Source organism: Streptosporangium sp. NPDC049644 (genome assembly GCF_040675205.1).
In the GTDB taxonomy this organism is placed as follows: domain Bacteria; phylum Actinomycetota; class Actinomycetes; order Streptosporangiales; family Streptosporangiaceae; genus Streptosporangium; species Streptosporangium fukuiense.
In genome coordinates this window covers 40,475-55,405 of the sequence record NZ_JBFAOJ010000015.1, presented here as the reverse complement: position 1 = coordinate 55,405, position 14,931 = coordinate 40,475, and the positions used below count along the sequence as shown (strand labels likewise).

The 14,931-nt window shown below is 68.4% G+C and carries 15 protein-coding genes and 1 tRNA gene; 6 read left to right on the top strand and 10 right to left on the bottom strand.

The annotated features are described in order from the left end of the window. Positions 1-3: 3 nt before the first annotated feature. Together AB0J58_RS11535 and AB0J58_RS11530 are read right to left on the bottom strand one after the other, a co-directional pair. Entirely contained in the window at positions 4-1,095 is a 1,092-nt protein-coding gene (locus AB0J58_RS11535) for a hypothetical protein (RefSeq protein WP_364213558.1), read from the bottom strand. A gap of 163 nt (positions 1,096-1,258) precedes the next feature. Next, positions 1,259-1,807, bottom strand: coding sequence for a hypothetical protein (locus tag AB0J58_RS11530; protein WP_364213555.1), 549 nt, complete (start codon positions 1,805-1,807; stop codon positions 1,259-1,261). A 206-nt stretch (positions 1,808-2,013) separates the two neighbouring features. Between AB0J58_RS11530 and AB0J58_RS11525 the strand changes: the two genes are divergently transcribed. Both AB0J58_RS11525 and AB0J58_RS11520 read left to right on the top strand, forming a co-directional pair. Then, positions 2,014-2,550 carry a peptidylprolyl isomerase gene (locus tag AB0J58_RS11525; protein ID WP_343970656.1) on the top strand — a complete coding sequence of 179 codons (537 nt, stop codon included), beginning with the start codon at positions 2,014-2,016 and terminating at the stop codon, positions 2,548-2,550. Between the two features lie 151 nt (positions 2,551-2,701). Then, the gene (locus tag AB0J58_RS11520) at positions 2,702-3,577 is read left to right on the top strand and encodes a rhomboid family intramembrane serine protease (RefSeq protein WP_343970659.1); all 876 of its coding nucleotides are present in this window, start codon (positions 2,702-2,704) and stop codon (positions 3,575-3,577) included. A 49-nt stretch (positions 3,578-3,626) separates the two neighbouring features. On the opposite strand, the gene AB0J58_RS11515 is transcribed toward AB0J58_RS11520, so the two are convergent. Beyond that, positions 3,627-3,872, bottom strand: coding sequence for a cell division protein CrgA (locus tag AB0J58_RS11515; RefSeq protein WP_343970662.1), 246 nt, complete (start codon positions 3,870-3,872; stop codon positions 3,627-3,629). A 213-nt stretch (positions 3,873-4,085) separates the two neighbouring features. On the opposite strand from AB0J58_RS11515, the gene AB0J58_RS11510 reads away from it, so the two are divergent. Genes AB0J58_RS11510 through AB0J58_RS11500 form a run of 3 tightly spaced genes read left to right on the top strand, consistent with a single transcriptional unit; the run spans position 4,086 to position 5,485 of the window. Continuing rightward, positions 4,086-4,718, top strand: coding sequence for a class E sortase (locus AB0J58_RS11510; protein ID WP_364213552.1), 633 nt, complete (start codon positions 4,086-4,088; stop codon positions 4,716-4,718). Between the two features lie 39 nt (positions 4,719-4,757). Further along, positions 4,758-4,916, top strand: coding sequence for a hypothetical protein (locus tag AB0J58_RS11505; protein ID WP_364213549.1), 159 nt, complete (start codon positions 4,758-4,760; stop codon positions 4,914-4,916). Then, positions 4,913-5,485, top strand: a complete 573-nt coding sequence (locus AB0J58_RS11500; protein WP_343970671.1) for a gamma-glutamyl-gamma-aminobutyrate hydrolase family protein — start codon at positions 4,913-4,915, stop codon at positions 5,483-5,485. Before AB0J58_RS11505 ends, AB0J58_RS11500 begins: the two co-directional genes overlap by 4 nt. 157 nt (positions 5,486-5,642) lie before the next feature. Here AB0J58_RS11500 and pknB read toward each other — a convergent pair whose 3' ends face one another. From pknB to AB0J58_RS11465, 7 genes are all read right to left on the bottom strand, one after another. After that, entirely contained in the window at positions 5,643-7,496 is a 1,854-nt protein-coding gene (gene pknB, locus AB0J58_RS11495; RefSeq protein WP_364213546.1) for a Stk1 family PASTA domain-containing Ser/Thr kinase, read from the bottom strand. Between the two features lie 82 nt (positions 7,497-7,578). Next, entirely contained in the window at positions 7,579-9,060 is a 1,482-nt protein-coding gene (locus tag AB0J58_RS11490; RefSeq protein ID WP_364213543.1) for a protein kinase, read from the bottom strand. After that, positions 9,057-10,514 carry a penicillin-binding protein 2 gene (locus AB0J58_RS11485; protein WP_364213540.1) on the bottom strand — a complete coding sequence of 486 codons (1,458 nt, stop codon included), beginning with the start codon at positions 10,512-10,514 and terminating at the stop codon, positions 9,057-9,059. Before AB0J58_RS11485 ends, AB0J58_RS11490 begins: the two co-directional genes overlap by 4 nt. Beyond that, positions 10,511-11,893: an FtsW/RodA/SpoVE family cell cycle protein gene (locus AB0J58_RS11480; protein WP_364213537.1), complete on the bottom strand. Its 1,383-nt coding sequence runs from the start codon at positions 11,891-11,893 to the stop codon at positions 10,511-10,513. Before AB0J58_RS11480 ends, AB0J58_RS11485 begins: the two co-directional genes overlap by 4 nt. A 4-nt stretch (positions 11,894-11,897) precedes the next feature. Then, complete coding sequence (locus tag AB0J58_RS11475; RefSeq protein WP_364213534.1) at positions 11,898-13,226, bottom strand: Stp1/IreP family PP2C-type Ser/Thr phosphatase; 1,329 nt, start codon at positions 13,224-13,226, stop codon at positions 11,898-11,900. Then, positions 13,223-13,690 carry an FHA domain-containing protein gene (locus tag AB0J58_RS11470; protein ID WP_343970689.1) on the bottom strand — a complete coding sequence of 156 codons (468 nt, stop codon included), beginning with the start codon at positions 13,688-13,690 and terminating at the stop codon, positions 13,223-13,225. The genes AB0J58_RS11475 and AB0J58_RS11470 overlap by 4 nt, the downstream gene beginning before the upstream one ends. A gap of 17 nt (positions 13,691-13,707) precedes the next feature. Continuing rightward, on the bottom strand, positions 13,708-14,448 hold the full coding sequence (locus AB0J58_RS11465) for a DUF3662 and FHA domain-containing protein (RefSeq protein ID WP_326646286.1): 741 nt from the start codon (positions 14,446-14,448) through the stop codon (positions 13,708-13,710). Positions 14,449-14,614: 166 nt separating this feature from the next. On the opposite strand from AB0J58_RS11465, the gene AB0J58_RS11460 reads away from it, so the two are divergent. Next, positions 14,615-14,697, top strand: a tRNA-Leu gene (locus AB0J58_RS11460). Positions 14,698-14,931 lie beyond the last annotated feature (234 nt).

The window sequence follows — 14,931 nt, the reverse complement described above, 5'->3', positions numbered from 1 at the left end:
GGTTCAGCCCTCGGGGAAGGTCGGGTGCGGGCCCAGGGCCCAGTACTCGTACAGGCCGTGACCGACGTGGCCGTCGTACTCGAAGCGGCCGACCGCGTCGACCAGGCCCCACATCGCGGCGGCGTCCTCCGGAAGGGTGTGGGTGACGCCCTGGACCACCGGTTCCGGCCCCTGGTACATGCCGTGCCTCCAGTCCGGTTCCAGGCCATATCCGGTGCCCACCATCAGGTGCACCGGGAGGATCGGAGTGCAGTGCACGTCGAAGGGCCTGCCGCCCGGCGGAGAGAAGGAGATCGTCGCCTCTCGTACGTCCCGGGTGCCCTCCGCGTACGTCGGGCGGTACTCGGGACGGCCGAGATACTCCTCCTCGCCCTGTCTCGGGGTGCCGAACCCCCACACCCGCACCGCCTCCTCCAGTACCCGGCGGCCCTTCTCGTCCTCTTGGACGATGCACAGGATGGCGTGGTCGTCGAACTGGATCGGGGTGTAGAGCCAGTAGAAGGTACCGGCGTTGCGGGCCTGGATGCCGGGCGGTTCGGGCTCGCCGACCGGACGGATGCCCCACGAGCGGTCACGGGTGCCCTGCCAGCGGTCGGGGGTGACCTCGACGCGCTCGTCGCCGATCAGTATGTGCCCACTCCACCTGCCGGTCTGGGCCAGCCGGGAGGAGTCGAACACCACGCGCTCCTGCCGGCGCAGGAAGTGCCGGGGCTCCAGCGTGGCCGGGATGGTGCCCTCCCAGGTGAGGTCGAAGGAGAGGCCGTGCTCGGTGGGGTCGAGTACCACCCGCAGCCGCCGGAGCCCCTCGATCACCTCGACCCGGAACGGGCCGACCCGCGTGTCCATCCGGTCGTCGCCGAGTTCCCGGGAGGCCCGGACCACGCGGTGCAGGTTCCGGTGGCGCACGCAGGCGAACGCGTCGGTGACCCCGAGGTTGGGATACTGCCCGAGGCCGACGATGAGCATCAGCTCGTCGGATCCGGCATGACAGTTGAAGTAGTACCGGTCGTAGAAGTTGCGGTCCGAGGTCGTGACGTGCCGCATCACCTCGGGTGACTGGTGTACGGGATGGTCGTCGAGGGGCGACAGCGTCATCGGGTGCTCCTTCTGTCCCAGGAACACGTTCTAACAAGCGCTTGGTGGATCGGTCAATGGCGTGCGATCCGCACAGCGGTATGGCCCGCGCCTCCGAAGGCGCGGGCCATACCGCTGACAGGTGACGTACACCGTGGTCGGCCGACCCGGGCACGTCGTACCGCTAGGGCAGTTTCTTGGACGCGTGCTCCGCCCTGGCGTCGGCTCTGTCACCGACCTCCTCGGCCTTCGACGTGACGTCGTTCGTCACGTCGGAGGTCTTGCCCACCACCGCCTCCATCTTGTGCCCCACCCATTGGGACGCGTCGGAGGTGCTTTCCTTCAGGGTGTCCGCCCACTGGTCGGCGTTCCTGCGGTACAGCGCGTAGCCCGCTGCTCCGATCGCGACGCCGGTGACCAGCAGAACCATCGGCCATCCGCGGGACTTGGTGGGCTTGGGATCAATCCTCGCGGCAGCCTGGGACAGCGCGGCGCTGAGTTTCGGCGCGAGCTGTTCCTCGATCGAGTGCGCGGCGGCGTCAAGCCTCGGTGCCGCCCACCCGCGCACGACGATGATCTTCTCACCGGCCACGTTGCGAGCATGATCGGCCATGTCAAGGGCCTGGCCAGCTACGTCGCGGGCCTGGCTGGCCAGCGGGCTGACCCGATCCGCGACGAGGACAGCCTGAGCCTTCGCGTGGCGCAGCCGCCTTTCCGGAGCCACGATCTTCATGTGGCGCTTTCCAAACAGTGCTAGAGGCACAACAACCTCCCCATTCGTTGGGGCCCCGTCGCCACCCCTTCCCGCTCGAAGGCGGCTCAATCATGACGGCCCGTGGGAGGATGCATGAGGGATCGGCTCCGGCCGAAATCGTCAAAGCGCCACAAAAGCAATACGTTGCATAGGCATTGCCACAACCTGAAGGGGGCAGTCCGATCATGGCTGAGAAGTTGATCGCGAACCTCAACACCAATCGCGGAAGCGTGAAGGTCCAGCTCTTCCCGGACCACGCGCCCAAGACCGTGCGCAACTTCGTCGAGCTCGCCGAGGGCACCCGCGAGTGGGTGCACCCGGAGACCGGCCAGAAGTCCACCGCCAAGCTGTACGACGGCACCATCTTCCACCGGGTCATCTCAGGCTTCATGATCCAGGGTGGCGACCCACTGGGTCAGGGTGTCGGCGGTCCCGGCTACAAGTTCGACGACGAGATCCACCCGGACCTCTACTTCAACCGTCCGTACCTGCTCGCCATGGCGAACGCGGGCATCCAGATGGGCCGCGGCACCAACGGCTCCCAGTTCTTCATCACCGTGGTGCCCACGCCGCACCTGAACGGCAAGCACACCATCTTCGGTGAGGTGATCGAGGGTCAGGACGTCGTGGACGCCATCGCCAAGACCGACACCGACGCCCGCGACCGCCCCACCGAGCCCGTGGTCCTGGAGTCGGTGACCATCGAACGCGTGCAGAGCTGATCTCTCGCCCGGCGGCCTCCCACGGAGGCCGCCGTTCGCGTTTCCGGCCGGTGTCGTTCAGTCGCCGTTTATGTGTGTACGGGTACTCGGGATCGTGAATAGGCTGGCAGTCTGGGGATAACAGAACGCGCGAAGGGGCCAGCCACAGACCATGACCACCCAGCCGTCCAGCGACCCCAACACCGTTGTTCCCAACTGCTACCGGCATCCAGGGCGGGAGACCTACGTCCGCTGCCAGCGCTGTGAGCGCCCCATCTGCCCCGACTGCATGCGCGAGGCCTCGGTGGGCTTCCAGTGCCCCGAGTGCGTGGCGGAGGGCAACAGGGGCATGCGGCAGGCACAGTCCGTGTTCGGCGGCCGGGCGGTCGTCACGCCCCGGGTCACCTGGGCGCTGCTGGTTCTCAACGTCCTGGCCTACTTCGCCGAGACCGTGCGCACCGACTGGGTGCTGGCCAACTTCACGATGAACTCCTTCGCCGTCGCCTACGACGGCGAGTGGTGGCGCCTGATCACCGGAGCCTTCCTGCACATGCCGCTCGGCGGTGGCGGCTGGGCCCTGACCCACATCGTGTTCAACATGTGGGCCCTCTACGCCATCGGCCCGGAACTGGAGCGGCGCCTCGGCTCGGCCAGGTTCCTGGCGCTCTATCTCCTCGCGGCGCTCGGCGGGTCCGTCGCGGTCTACCTGTTCGGCATCGCCGCGGTCGGCGCCTCGGGTGCGATCTACGGCATGTTCGGCGCGCTGTTCGTGCTCGGCAGGAAGCTCGGCTACAACGTCCAGGGTGTGCTCTGGCTGATCGGCATCAACGCGGTGATCACCTTCGTGATCCCCGGCATCAGTTGGCAGGGACACCTCGGCGGCCTGATCGCCGGCTCCCTGGTCGCGGCGGTGTTCGCCTTCGCCCCGGCCAGGAGCCGCGACGCCGTCCAGTGGGGAGGCTGTGCGGCGATGCTGGTCGTTCTGGTCGCGTTGGTGCTGGCGTTGCCGCCGTTCGCCGTCCAGGCCGAACTCGGCATCTACGGTTGATCCACACCCTGATGCTTCCCCAGGGTGTGGATAATGCCTGTGGAAAAGGCTAGCGCCAGCGGGTGGACAGGATCACACCGAGGATGATGAAGGCGAACCCGACCAGCAGGTTCCAGTTCTGGAGGGCGCCGAGAACGGGCGCGGTGGGCGCCACGTAGTAGACGGCGATCCACAGGATGCCGACGATCCAGCAGGTCACCATGACCGGCGCCAGCCAGCGCGGGCTGATCTTGATCTGCTGTGAGGTCTGCGGCGGGGTGTAGACCGGCTTCTTGCGAGTCTTGGGCTTGGGCACTGGGGTTCTTCTCCTGCGTCAACCCTGCGCGATCCGGACCGTGCGCAGGCCATGTCGATTAGCGTAGTCGCTGGTGGGTGAAGTCCCGTGTAAGGATAGTCCGCGCAGGTGGGCCATGGCGATTCCGTGAGGCACCATACTGCGGCAAATGTTCTGCCGGACCCGTGATCCGGTCCTGCCGGGCGAAGTGTCCCGTCACTAGCCTTGACCTTCGTGAGAGCGGCGTTGAAGGTCATGGGCGATCTGAGCATCACCGCGGGCCTGGTCATCCTGCTCTTCTGCGCCTACCTGTTGTGGGGCACCGGCTCCTACACCGCGGAGCAGCAGGTGCTGTTGCAAAGGCAGTTCATCGAGGGCGGGAAGGCCGACCGGGCGCACGGGCCCGGCCCGGTCCGGCTGGGCGGGGCGGTCGCGCTGCTGTCGATTCCCAGGCTCGGCGACGACTACCGGTACGCCGTCGTGGAGGGCGTCGACCAGGACCGGCTGCGGATGGGGCCGGGTCACTACCCCGGAAGCGCCATGCCAGGAAAAATCGGTAATTTCGTTCTTTCAGGCCATAGGACCACCTATGCCGCCCCCTTTGGTCGCATTGACGAACTCCAGCGGGGCGATCGCATCGTGGTCGACGCCCACGAGGCCCGCTACACCTACCGGGTCACCGGCAGGCGCGTCGTCGACCCCACCGAGCTCGGCGTCATCGCCCCGGTCCCCGACCAGCCGGGAAAGACACCGACCAGAGCGACGATCACCCTGTCCACCTGCCACCCGAAGTACTCGGCCGCCCAGCGGCTCGTCGTCTTCGGCGCACTGGACCGGAGCCAGGACCGCCTCGGACGACCCGAATAGTCTCGAAAACCAACCCCGACAGCCCGGAGAAGGAGTCTCGTGTACGGCTGGATCTGGCGGCTGCTTCCCGGAAACCTCGCGGTCAGGGTGTTCACCGCCGCCGTACTGGTCGGGCTGGTCGCGGCCGTACTCTGGTATGTCGTGTTCCCCTGGATCGAACCCCGCATCTCCCTCGACCTGGCCGGCGTGGGCCCGTGAGCCGCGTCCTGGTCGTGGACAACCACGACAGCTTCGTCCACACCATCGTCCAGTACCTCCGTGAACTCGGCGCCACCTGCGACGTGCGGCCACGTGACCAGGTCAGGGTCGAGGACGCCGCCGGCTTCGACGGGGTTCTGATCAGCCCCGGCCCCGGCACCCCGGAGAACGCGGGCGTGAGCGTCCCGCTCGTCGGCTACTGCGAGGCCCACGGCATCCCGCTGCTCGGCGTCTGCCTGGGGCACCAGGCCATCGCCATCGCCCACGGCGCGACCGTCTCGCGGGCCCCCGAACTGGTGCACGGCCGCACCAGTGCGATCACGCATGACGGGCGCGGCGTCTTCGCCGGCCTGCCGTCGCCGACGACCATGACGCGCTACCACTCGCTGGCCGTCCTGCCCGACACGGTTCCCGAGATCCTTGAGGTGACCGCGACCACCGGCGACGGCGTGATCATGGGCCTGCGCCACCGTACGGCCCCCGTCGAGGGTGTGCAGTTCCACCCCGAGTCGGTGATCTCCCAGCACGGCCATCGGCTGCTCGGAAACTGGCTGGAAAGGTTGGTGTAACGCGGCGCCCCTCCTGGGCGATTGACCAGTGAGAGTCCTTCCGCCATCGCCCCCGAGTGGCGGAAGGGCTCTTCCCCGTTTCCGGGCCTCCCGCATGGGCGGTGCGGGAAACGAGGAAGGCCCCCGCGATCGCGAGGGCCTTCTCATGTGTTCCGGATCAGTTCCCGTCGGGTGGCGACTCGTCGAAGATGGTGCCGTCGTCGGGCTCCGTGGGCATGTCGTCCGTCGGCTCGTCGGGAATGGTCGGCTCATCGGACGGGTAGGTCGGCTGCTCGGTCGGCTCGGGCGCCTGCCCGCTCGACACGATCAGCGTGATCGTCGTCCCCGGCTGGTACTTGCCGCCCGCCTCGGGAGACTGGCTCAGCACGGTGTCCTTGGGCAGGTCGCTCGGCTGCTCGACGACCTTCCACTTGAAGCCCGCCTCCTTGAGCATGTTCTTGGCGTCCCCGACGGTGAGGTTGACCACGCTCGGGACCTCCACCGCCTCCTTGGGCACGTAGATTCGAACGGTGCTGCCCTTGTTGGCCTTCTTGCCGGCCTCGGGCAGGGTCTCGAAGACGATGCCCTGCTTCCGGCTGGAGGGTTTGCTCTGCAGGCTGACCTCGAAGCCGGCCTCCTTGAGGGTCGCCTTGGCGTCCTCCACGGTCATGTTGAGCACGGAGGGCACCTCGACCTTCTCGATGCCCTTGGAGACCTTGAGGGTCACCTCGGTGTTCTCGTCGACCTCGGTGTCGGCCGCCGGTTCGGTGTCGATCACCGAACCCTTCGGGATCTCCTCGTCGAACGCCTGGACCGTCTTCACCTTCAGGCCGAGGTCCGTCAGCGCCTTGGTCGCCGCCTCCATGGTCTGCGAGGCCAGCGGAGGGATCTTCACCTTGTCCGAGGCGGTGGGAGTGCCCGGGGAGCTGAGGAACATGTAGCCCACGCCGATGAAGGCGCCGATGACCAGCAGGGGGATGAGGATCCACGCCGCGGTCTTGACCGCGGTGTTGCTGCTCTGCTGCCGGCGCCGGCCACGCTCGCCGGTGCGCCCGCCCCCCTCCTCGCCGTACTCGTAGGCCGGGACGGCGGTGGTGCGCTGGGTGGCCGGGCCGCCGGGCCCGGGAGCCTGCATCGTCCGGGTGGCCGAGCCGTAGTTGTTGGAAATGGCCATGGTCTGGGCGTCCGTCGGGATGCCGGACATCGCCCGCTGGATGTCGGCCCGCATCTCCCCGGCACTCTGGTAGCGGTGCGCCGGATCCTTGGCCATCGCCTTGAGCACGATGGCGTCGGCCCACTGGGGGATGTCGGGGTCGATCTGCGACGGAGGGATCGGCTCCTCGCGCACATGCTGGTAGGCGATCGCGACGGGCGAGTCGCCGGTGAACGGAGGCTGTCCGGTCAGCAGCTCGTACAGCACGCAACCGGTGGAGTAGAGGTCGCTGCGGGCGTCGACCCGCTCGCCCCTGGCCTGCTCCGGCGAGAGGTACTGGGCGGTGCCGATCACCTGGGCGGTCTGTGTCATGGTCGCGGCCGAGTCGGCCATCGCGCGGGCGATGCCGAAGTCCATGACCTTGACGTCGCCGTTGCGGGTGATCATGATGTTCGCCGGTTTGATGTCCCGGTGGACGATGCCGCCACGGTGGCTGTAGTCCAGCGCCCGAAGGATCCCGTCGACCAGTTCGGCGGCACGTTCGGGCAGCAACCGCCGGTCGGCCCGGAGCAGGTCGCGCAGCGTGCGGCCGTCGACGTACTCCATCACGATGTAGGGAACGGGTGCACCCTCTGAGACGTCCTCGCCGGTGTCGTAGACCGCGACGATGGACGGATGGTTCAGTGACGCGGCGGACTGAGCCTCCCGGCGAAACCGCGCCTGGAAGATGTGATCCCTGGCCAGGTCCGCGCGGAGGGTCTTGATGGCGACGATCCGATCCAGCCGGATGTCTCGGGCGCGATAGACCTCGGCCATGCCGCCACGCCCGACGACGCCGTCAAGCTCGTAGCGATCGCCGAGGCGTCGGGGCTGAGTCATTTCCTGCACTGTCCCTTACCGTTCATCTTGGGTGCCGGTGGGCTCTTGGGCCACCGGTGTCCATCATCGACCCGTTGCCGCATCACGTCTCCTCATTCGGCTGGTCTGTATCGCCGGGTTCGGGAGTCGTACTCGGTGTGGGGCTCGGTGTCACCGTCGGGGTGGTGGGCGTCGGGGTGGGAATCGTCGGGCTGGGGCTGGGGCTGGGTGGTGGCGACGTACTCGGCCTTGCGGTGGGCGTGGCCGATGTGCTTACCGTAGCCGACGGCGTGACCGAGGGGCGGGCCGTCTTCGTCGGCGAGACAGGTGGTCTGCTCGCCGGAGACGCGCTCCGGCTCGGTGTGGCCGTCGGCGACTCGGTAGCCTGGCTCGGCCGCACGACCGGCTTCTCCGGCTCGCTGCCGCCTGGCCGGCCGGTCAGCTCGTAGGCCGCCAGAGAGCCCAGCCCGACCGCGACGGCGCATCCCGCGACCGCGGCGACGATCACTGTTCTCCTGCGCGGGCGCCGGCGCCCATCAGGTGCCGGCCCGGTGCCCGGAGGCGTCCCGCCCGCTCCGGCACCCCCGCCGGCGCCGGCGCCCTCCACGGAACCTCCGCCCGCACCGCCGTGAGCGCCGGAACCCGCATCCGCACCGGCGGCGGGGCCGACGGGCGCGGCCATGGCCGAGGTGATCTCCTGCGGCCACTCGGTCGCGGGCTCGGCGCGCCAGCCCGAGGGGTCGGTGAGCATGCCGAGAGCGGTGGCGTCGGTGGCGGCCAGCGCGTCGAGCAGCACGTCCGCCCGTTCCGACAGCTCCCTGGCGCCGGCCGGGCGCCGCAGCGGGTCCTTGGACAGGCATGCCATGACCAGCTCACGGACCGCGGGCGGGATGCTCTCCGGGAGCGGCGGCGGGGGCTCGCCGATGTGCATGAGAGCGATCGCCACCTGCGTCTCGGCGCGGAACGGCGCCCGGCCGGCCAGGCACTCGTAGGCGACCACCCCGAGAGAGTAGATGTCGGTGGCGGGCGTCAGCGGTTCGCCGGAGGCCTGCTCGGGACTGACGTACTGGGCGGTGCCGAGCAGGACCCCCGTCTGGGTGACCGGCGCGGCCTCCAGCACCCTGGCGATGCCGAAGTCTGTAATCTTTATCACGCCCGCCTCGGTCACCAGCAGGTTGCCGGGCTTGATGTCCCGGTGGATGACCCCCGCGCGGTGCGCGGCCTGCAGGGCCCTGGCGGTCTGATGGACCACGTCGAGGGTGACCTTGGGGCTCAGCGCGCCGTCCCGGGCCAGGATGCCGGCCAGGGACTCGCCGGGCACCAGCTCCATCACCAGGTAGGCGACGCCGTCGGTCTCGGCGTAGTCGAAGACCTGCGCGATGCCCGGATCGGACAGCCCGGCCGCGATGCGGGCCTCGGAGCGGAAGCGCCGCCGGAAGGCGGGATCCTCCGCCACGTGCGCGCGGAGCAGCTTCACCGCGACCTCGCGGCCGAGCAACTCGTCCCTGGCCCGCCACACCTCGCCCATGCCGCCCGACGCGATACGCCCCAGCGGGCGGTATCGGCCCCCGAGCAACGCGGTCATCTACCCAGCACCGCTTCCATCACACTCTTGGCGATCGGGGCGGCGGTCTGCCCACCTGAGGCGTCGCTGCCGGCGCTGCCGGACTCGACGATCAACGCGACGGCGACCTTGGGGTCCTCCGCGGGGGCGAAGGAGATGAACCACGCGTGCGGATCGCGGCCCCTGGCGGTCTCGGCGGTGCCGGTCTTGCCGCCGACCGTCACGCCCGGAATCTGCGCCGCGCTCGCCGTGCCCTTGTTGACGACGTTGATCATCATTTCCTGGAGCTTGCGCGCGTTGTCCTCGCTCATCGCGGTGTCCAGCTCTTCGGGGTCGGCGGTCTCGATCTCGCCCCCCTCGGCATCCGCGATCTTGTTCACCAGGTACGGCTTCATGACCACACCGTTGTTGGCGATGCCGGCGGCGACCATGGCCATCTGCAGCGGGGTCATCTGGTTGCTGCGCTGGCCGATCGACGCCTGGGCGAGGGCCGCCTGGTCCTCCTCGGGGCCGATCCCGCTACCCGCGACCGGCAGCGGGATCGACAACGGCTCGCCGCCGATGCCGAACCTGGCGGCCTGGTCGCGCAGCACGTCGTAGCCGAGCTCCATGGCGATCTTGCCGAACGGGGTGTTGCAGGACTTCTCCAGCGCGAACGAGAGCGTCACGCGTCCGGCGCCGCAGGCCGCGCCACCGTAGTTGGGCAGGTCGGCGGTGGTGTTGGGCAGGTCGAGCACCTGCGGGGCGTCGACCTGGGTCTCCGGGCCGAGGGTGTCGTCGCTCTCCAGGTACGCCGCCATGGTGACCACCTTGAAGGTCGAGCCCGGCGGATAGGTGCGCTCGATGGCCCGGTTGACCAGCGGTTTGTCCTCGTCCTTGTCCAGCTTGTTGTACGCCGCGTTGACGTCGCCCTTGTCGGGCTTGGAGAGCGGGTTGGGGTCGTAGGTGGGGATCGAGACCATGGCAAGGATCGCCCCGGTCTTCGGTTCGATCGCGACCAGCGCGCCCTTCTTGCCGCTGGCGCCCAGCGCCTTGTAGGCGGCCTCCTGCGCCTTGGGGTTGATCGTCAGGTCGACGTTGGCGCCCTTGCTCCGCTTGGCGGTGAACAGGTCGATGCTCCGCCGGATCAGCAGGTCGGCGCTGGTGCCGTTGAGCAGGCGGTTCTCCGCCCGCTCCATGTCGCGTTCGCTCTCGGGCGCGAAGAACCCGGTGATGGGCGCGTAGAGCTTGCCCTCGGGATAGCGGCGCTGGAAGCGGAACTTGACGTCGCCGGTGTCGACGGACTCGGCGAGGACCTTGTCGCCCGCGGTGATCCGGCCGCGCTCGATCTCGTAGCGGGCGTAGAAGTTGCGGGTGTTGCGCGCATCGGCGCGCAGGTCCTCCGCCCGCACGGCCTGCAGGTAGTTCACGTTGATCATGAGCAGGCCGAACATGAGCAGGCAGGCCAGGGCCGCGCGCTTGAGGGGACCGTTCATCGCTGGAACACCTGCGTCATTCCTTCGTCCTGGATGGCCTGGGGCGGAGGCTTCCTCGCCGTATCCGACATGCGTACCAGCAGCGCGATAAGGATCCAGTTAGCCAGCAGTGCCGAGCCGCCCTGGGACATGAACGGGGTGACCAGGCCGGTCAGCGGGATCAGGTTGGTCACGCCGCCGACGATGATGAAGACCTGCCAGGCCAGGATGAACGACAGGCCGCCCGCCAGCAGCTTGGAGAACGGCTCGCGGGCCGCGATCGAGGTGCGCAGGCCACGCTCCACCAGCAGGGCGTAGACCATCAGCAGGGCCATCAGTCCGGTCAGGCCCAACTCCTCACCGGTGGCGGAGAAGATGAAGTCAGAGATGGCCAGCGGGATCTCCTTGGGGTGGCCCTGGCCAAGTCCGGTGCCGAGGATCCCGCCGGCGGCCAGGCTGAACAGGCCCTGCATGAGCTGGTAGCTGCCGCCGAGCTCGCGCTCGTACAGCTCCGGGTTCTCCGGGTCGAGGAAGACCTCGAAGCGAGCCGCGACGTGGTCGAAGACGAGCCCCGCCAGCACCGCCCCGCCGACGAAGAGCAGGATGCCGATGAGCACCCACGAGGTGCGCTGGGTGGCGATGTAGAGCATCGCGATGAAGGTGCCGAAGATCAGCAGCGAGGAGCCGAGGTCCTTCTGCAGGATCAGCACGCCCAGGCTGAGGCCCCAGGTGATGAGCACCGGGCCGAGGTCGCGGGCCCGGGGCAGGTCGATGAAGAGCAGCCGCCGCCCGGCCAGGGCCAGCACGTCGCGCTTGGCGACCAGGTAGCCGGCGAAGAAGACGATCAGGGCGAGCTTGGCGAACTCGGCGGGCTGGAGTTGGCCCAGGCCGGGGATGCCGATCCAGATGCGGGCGCCGTTGACCTCCTGACCGAGGAACGGCAGCAGCGGCGAGACCAGCAGGGCCAGGCCGGCGGCGCCCGCGGTGTAGGTCAGACGCTGCAGCGCGCGGTGGTCGCGCAGCACGATCAGTGTCACGGAGAACATGACGACCCCGACGGCTGTCCACAACAGCTGGGTGGTGGCCGACGCACCGAACGCCCCGGCCTGTTCGAGACGGTAGATCATCACCAGCCCGAGGCCGTTGATCAGTGTCACCAGCGGCAGGATCAGCGGGTCGGCCCAGGGCGCGAACTTGGCCAGCACCAGGTAGGCGGCCAGCATCAGACCGCCCAGGCCGAGACCGTAGGTGAGCATGCCCGCGGGGATCTGGTTGTCGAGCGCCAGCCCCACATTGGCGTACGCCAGCATCACGATGGCGACCGCGAATGCGAGCATCGCCAGCTGGGCCAACCGCCGTTTGGCGGGAAGCGGGACAGGCTCGGCGCTAGGGGTGCTCATGTGTTCACTGTGACCTTGTGGGTTCGGGGGCCCTGGGGACGGGGGGCTTGGCGGACGCGGAGGCGCTCGGCGACGTGGTCGGCTCGGCCTTGTCGTCAGTCTTGTCGTCGGCCTTGGCCGCGGACGACTTCAGCTCTTCGATCTTTTTCAGGCCCGCCTCGACGGTGGGGACGGGGATGCCGTCGCGGACCTGGCCCTGCTGGAACGCGCCAAGGGTCGTGATCGATTCTGCGGTGCCCTGGGCGACCTCGAAAAGCTCAAAGGGGCCGAGGTTGGTCTTCACGCCCTGGAAAACCACGATTTCGTTACCTCTGGCCCCTACGAAGTATTGATCGTCCAGCCATTGCCCGCCGAAGTACCAGCCTAGGCCGCTTCCGATGACGACGACACCGCCCGCCACGGCCACCAGGGGCCACAGTCGGCGACGTTTGGCCGGCTTGGCGGCGGCGGCCCTGATGATCGGCTCGTCGGGCTCGTCGTCGGCGATGACCGGTTGCGGCATGGTGACCGCGCTGGCACGTCCCGCCGAGGTGTCCGGCGGCTGCGACCGCGGCATGCCGGAGCCGGCGGCACCGACCACGGCCGCCTCGGTGCGCGGCGCGAAGCTCTCGTCCACCTCCAGCACGTCCGCCAGGACGCAGGTGATGTTGTCCGGACCACCGCCCCGGTTGGCCAGGTCGATGAGGGTGCGGACCACCCCGTCGGGATCCTCGATCGTGGAGAGCGTGTGGTGCAGGGTCTCCGCGCTCACCACCCCGGACAGGCCGTCGGAGCAGAGCAGGTAGCGGTCGCCGACCTGGGCCTCGCGCAGGGACAGGTCGGGGTCGACCTCACCGCTGCCGTCGAGCGCCCGGAGCAGGATCGACCGCTGGGGATGGGTGGCGGCCTCCTCCGCGGTGATCCGGCCGTCGTCCACCAGTGACTGCACCAGCGTGTGGTCATGCGTGATCTGGTAGAGCTCTCCCGCGCGCAGCAGGTAGGCCCGGGAGTCGCCGACGTGGACCAGGGCGACCCTCGTCCCGGACCAGAGCATGGCGGTGAGGGTGGTGCCCATGCCCTTGAGGCTGGGATCGCGGCCCACCATCTCGTGCAGCTTGCGGTTGGCGTCGCGTACCGCTGCCTCGATGGTGCTGAGCAGGTCACCTCCCTGGGCGTCCGCGTCGAGTGAGGACATCGCGGCGATGGCGACCGAACTGGCCACCTCACCGTGTGCGTGGCCGCCCATGCCGTCCGCGACGGCGAGCAGGCGGCCGCTGGCGTAGGCGGAGTCCTCGTTGCCCTCGCGGAGGAGGCCGACGTCAGAGCGGGCGGCGTAACGGAGTGCGATGGTCATTTGCGCAATTCGATGACGGTCTTACCGATGCGGATCGGAACACCGAGCGGCACCGGAGTCGGACGGGTGACTTTTGAGCGTTCGAGATAAGTGCCGTTGGTCGAGCCGAGATCTTCCACGATCCACTGACCGTCCTGGGGGAAGAGCCGGGCATGCCGACTGGAGGCGTAGTCGTCGCTGACTACCAGCGTCGAGTCGTTCGCCCGGCCGATGGTGATGGGCGTCTCCGAGAGGGTAATGGTGGTGCCTTGCAGGGGGCCACCGGTGACGACCATCTGCCGTGGTTCCCCCTTCTTGGATTTGGCCGCGGGCTTCACCGGCTTGGGAACCTTGCGCGCGGGGACGACGGCGGCCGTGCGTGATCCGAACAAGTCCGTCCGGATCACGCCGACCGCGGCAATCACGAAGAACCACAGCACCGCGAGGAAAGCGAGCCGGATCAGCAGCAGCGTGAGCTCGGACATGGACCGTCTATTTACCTTTAATCGCGCCGGAAAACCAGAGTCGTTCGCCCCAGCGTCACGCGAGTGCCGTTCTGGAGCTCGACCCGGCGAACCGGCTGGCCGTTGACGAAGGTGCCATTCGTGGAGCCGAGGTCGACGAGCGCGACCTGGGGGCCCTCCACGCGTAGCTCGGCGTGGTGCCGGGACACACCCGGGTCGACCAGCCGTAGATCACAGTCGGTGCCCCTGCCGAGCAGGGTCACCGGGGTTGTCAGGTCGAAGGACCGCTGGCCCTGCGGGTCGTCCTGGGTGGACACCAGCAGGCGGGGGCGGCCTCCGAACGCGTGAGGTTTGGCGGTGGGCACGTCGCTCACCGGCTGGCGGATCTCGTCCTGTTCGACCGTCGCGCCACGGATCACGCCCGAGCGGATGCGGAACAGGCCGACCGCGAGGTCGTCTGCCGTCTCGAAGCGGACCCTGACCGGTCCCACGAAGGAGTAGCCCTGTTCCTTGGCGTACTCCCTGGCGAGGTTGGCCAGCTCGTGACCGATGCTGTCCGCGTAGACCTCCAGCCGCTCGCTGTCGGTCGTGGACAGCTCGACCACGAAGTCGTTGGGCACGAGAGTGCGTCCCTGGGCGACGATCGCCGCCCGCTCGTCCATCTCTCGTTGGACCGCACTGGCGACCTCTACCGGCTGAAGGTCAGATTTGAACGCCCGCGCAAAGGCCCCTTCAACCAAGCCTTCGAGCCTCCGCTCGAAACGCTGAAGGACTCCCACCGGGTACCTCCCCTCCTCCGTCTGTGTGGTCGCGGCCGCTTGGGGGCTCGTTGGCTCGGTCCTCGCTCTCTCGCACCCAGCTGCTCCGCTTTCGCATCTAGGAGGATCGTATCCGGGTTCGTGGGTACCGGCTGATACGTGCTAATGTTTCGACCGCACCCAACAAGGGCGGGTGGCGGAACGGCAGACGCGCACGGTTCAGGTCCGTGTGTCCGAAAGGACGTGAGGGTTCAAATCCCTCCTCGCCCACAAGATCATGACCCCGGTCACGCGGATACCGCGACCGGGGTCTTGCTGTATCCGGGGAAACCGCGCATTCATCTGAGTCATCCATGAGGTCTCGTGACGGACCGGGTCGATTATCGATCAAGGTAGCCGTTCGCTCCGTTGTAGAGAAGCCTCGGGGCTTACATGTGGGTCTTGTGGTTTCCGGGGTGCTGTGGCACACCTTCCCGTTCTATCCGGCCACACTTGCTGATCACT

What these genes read in the sequence shown, in the direction of transcription:
- AB0J58_RS11535 (WP_364213558.1), bottom strand. Translation starts at nt 1,095, where the DNA reads ATGACGCTGTCGCCCCTCGACGACCATCCCGTACACCAGTCACCCGAG.
- AB0J58_RS11530 (WP_364213555.1), bottom strand. Translation starts at nt 1,807, where the DNA reads ATGAAGATCGTGGCTCCGGAAAGGCGGCTGCGCCACGCGAAGGCTCAG.
- AB0J58_RS11525 (WP_343970656.1), top strand. Translation starts at nt 2,014, where the DNA reads ATGGCTGAGAAGTTGATCGCGAACCTCAACACCAATCGCGGAAGCGTG.
- AB0J58_RS11520 (WP_343970659.1), top strand. Translation starts at nt 2,702, where the DNA reads ATGACCACCCAGCCGTCCAGCGACCCCAACACCGTTGTTCCCAACTGC.
- pknB (WP_364213546.1), bottom strand. Translation starts at nt 7,496, where the DNA reads ATGACTCAGCCCCGACGCCTCGGCGATCGCTACGAGCTTGACGGCGTC.
- AB0J58_RS11490 (WP_364213543.1), bottom strand. Translation starts at nt 9,060, where the DNA reads ATGACCGCGTTGCTCGGGGGCCGATACCGCCCGCTGGGGCGTATCGCG.
- AB0J58_RS11485 (WP_364213540.1), bottom strand. Translation starts at nt 10,514, where the DNA reads ATGAACGGTCCCCTCAAGCGCGCGGCCCTGGCCTGCCTGCTCATGTTC.
- AB0J58_RS11480 (WP_364213537.1), bottom strand. Translation starts at nt 11,893, where the DNA reads ATGAGCACCCCTAGCGCCGAGCCTGTCCCGCTTCCCGCCAAACGGCGG.
- AB0J58_RS11475 (WP_364213534.1), bottom strand. Translation starts at nt 13,226, where the DNA reads ATGACCATCGCACTCCGTTACGCCGCCCGCTCTGACGTCGGCCTCCTC.
- AB0J58_RS11470 (WP_343970689.1), bottom strand. Translation starts at nt 13,690, where the DNA reads ATGTCCGAGCTCACGCTGCTGCTGATCCGGCTCGCTTTCCTCGCGGTG.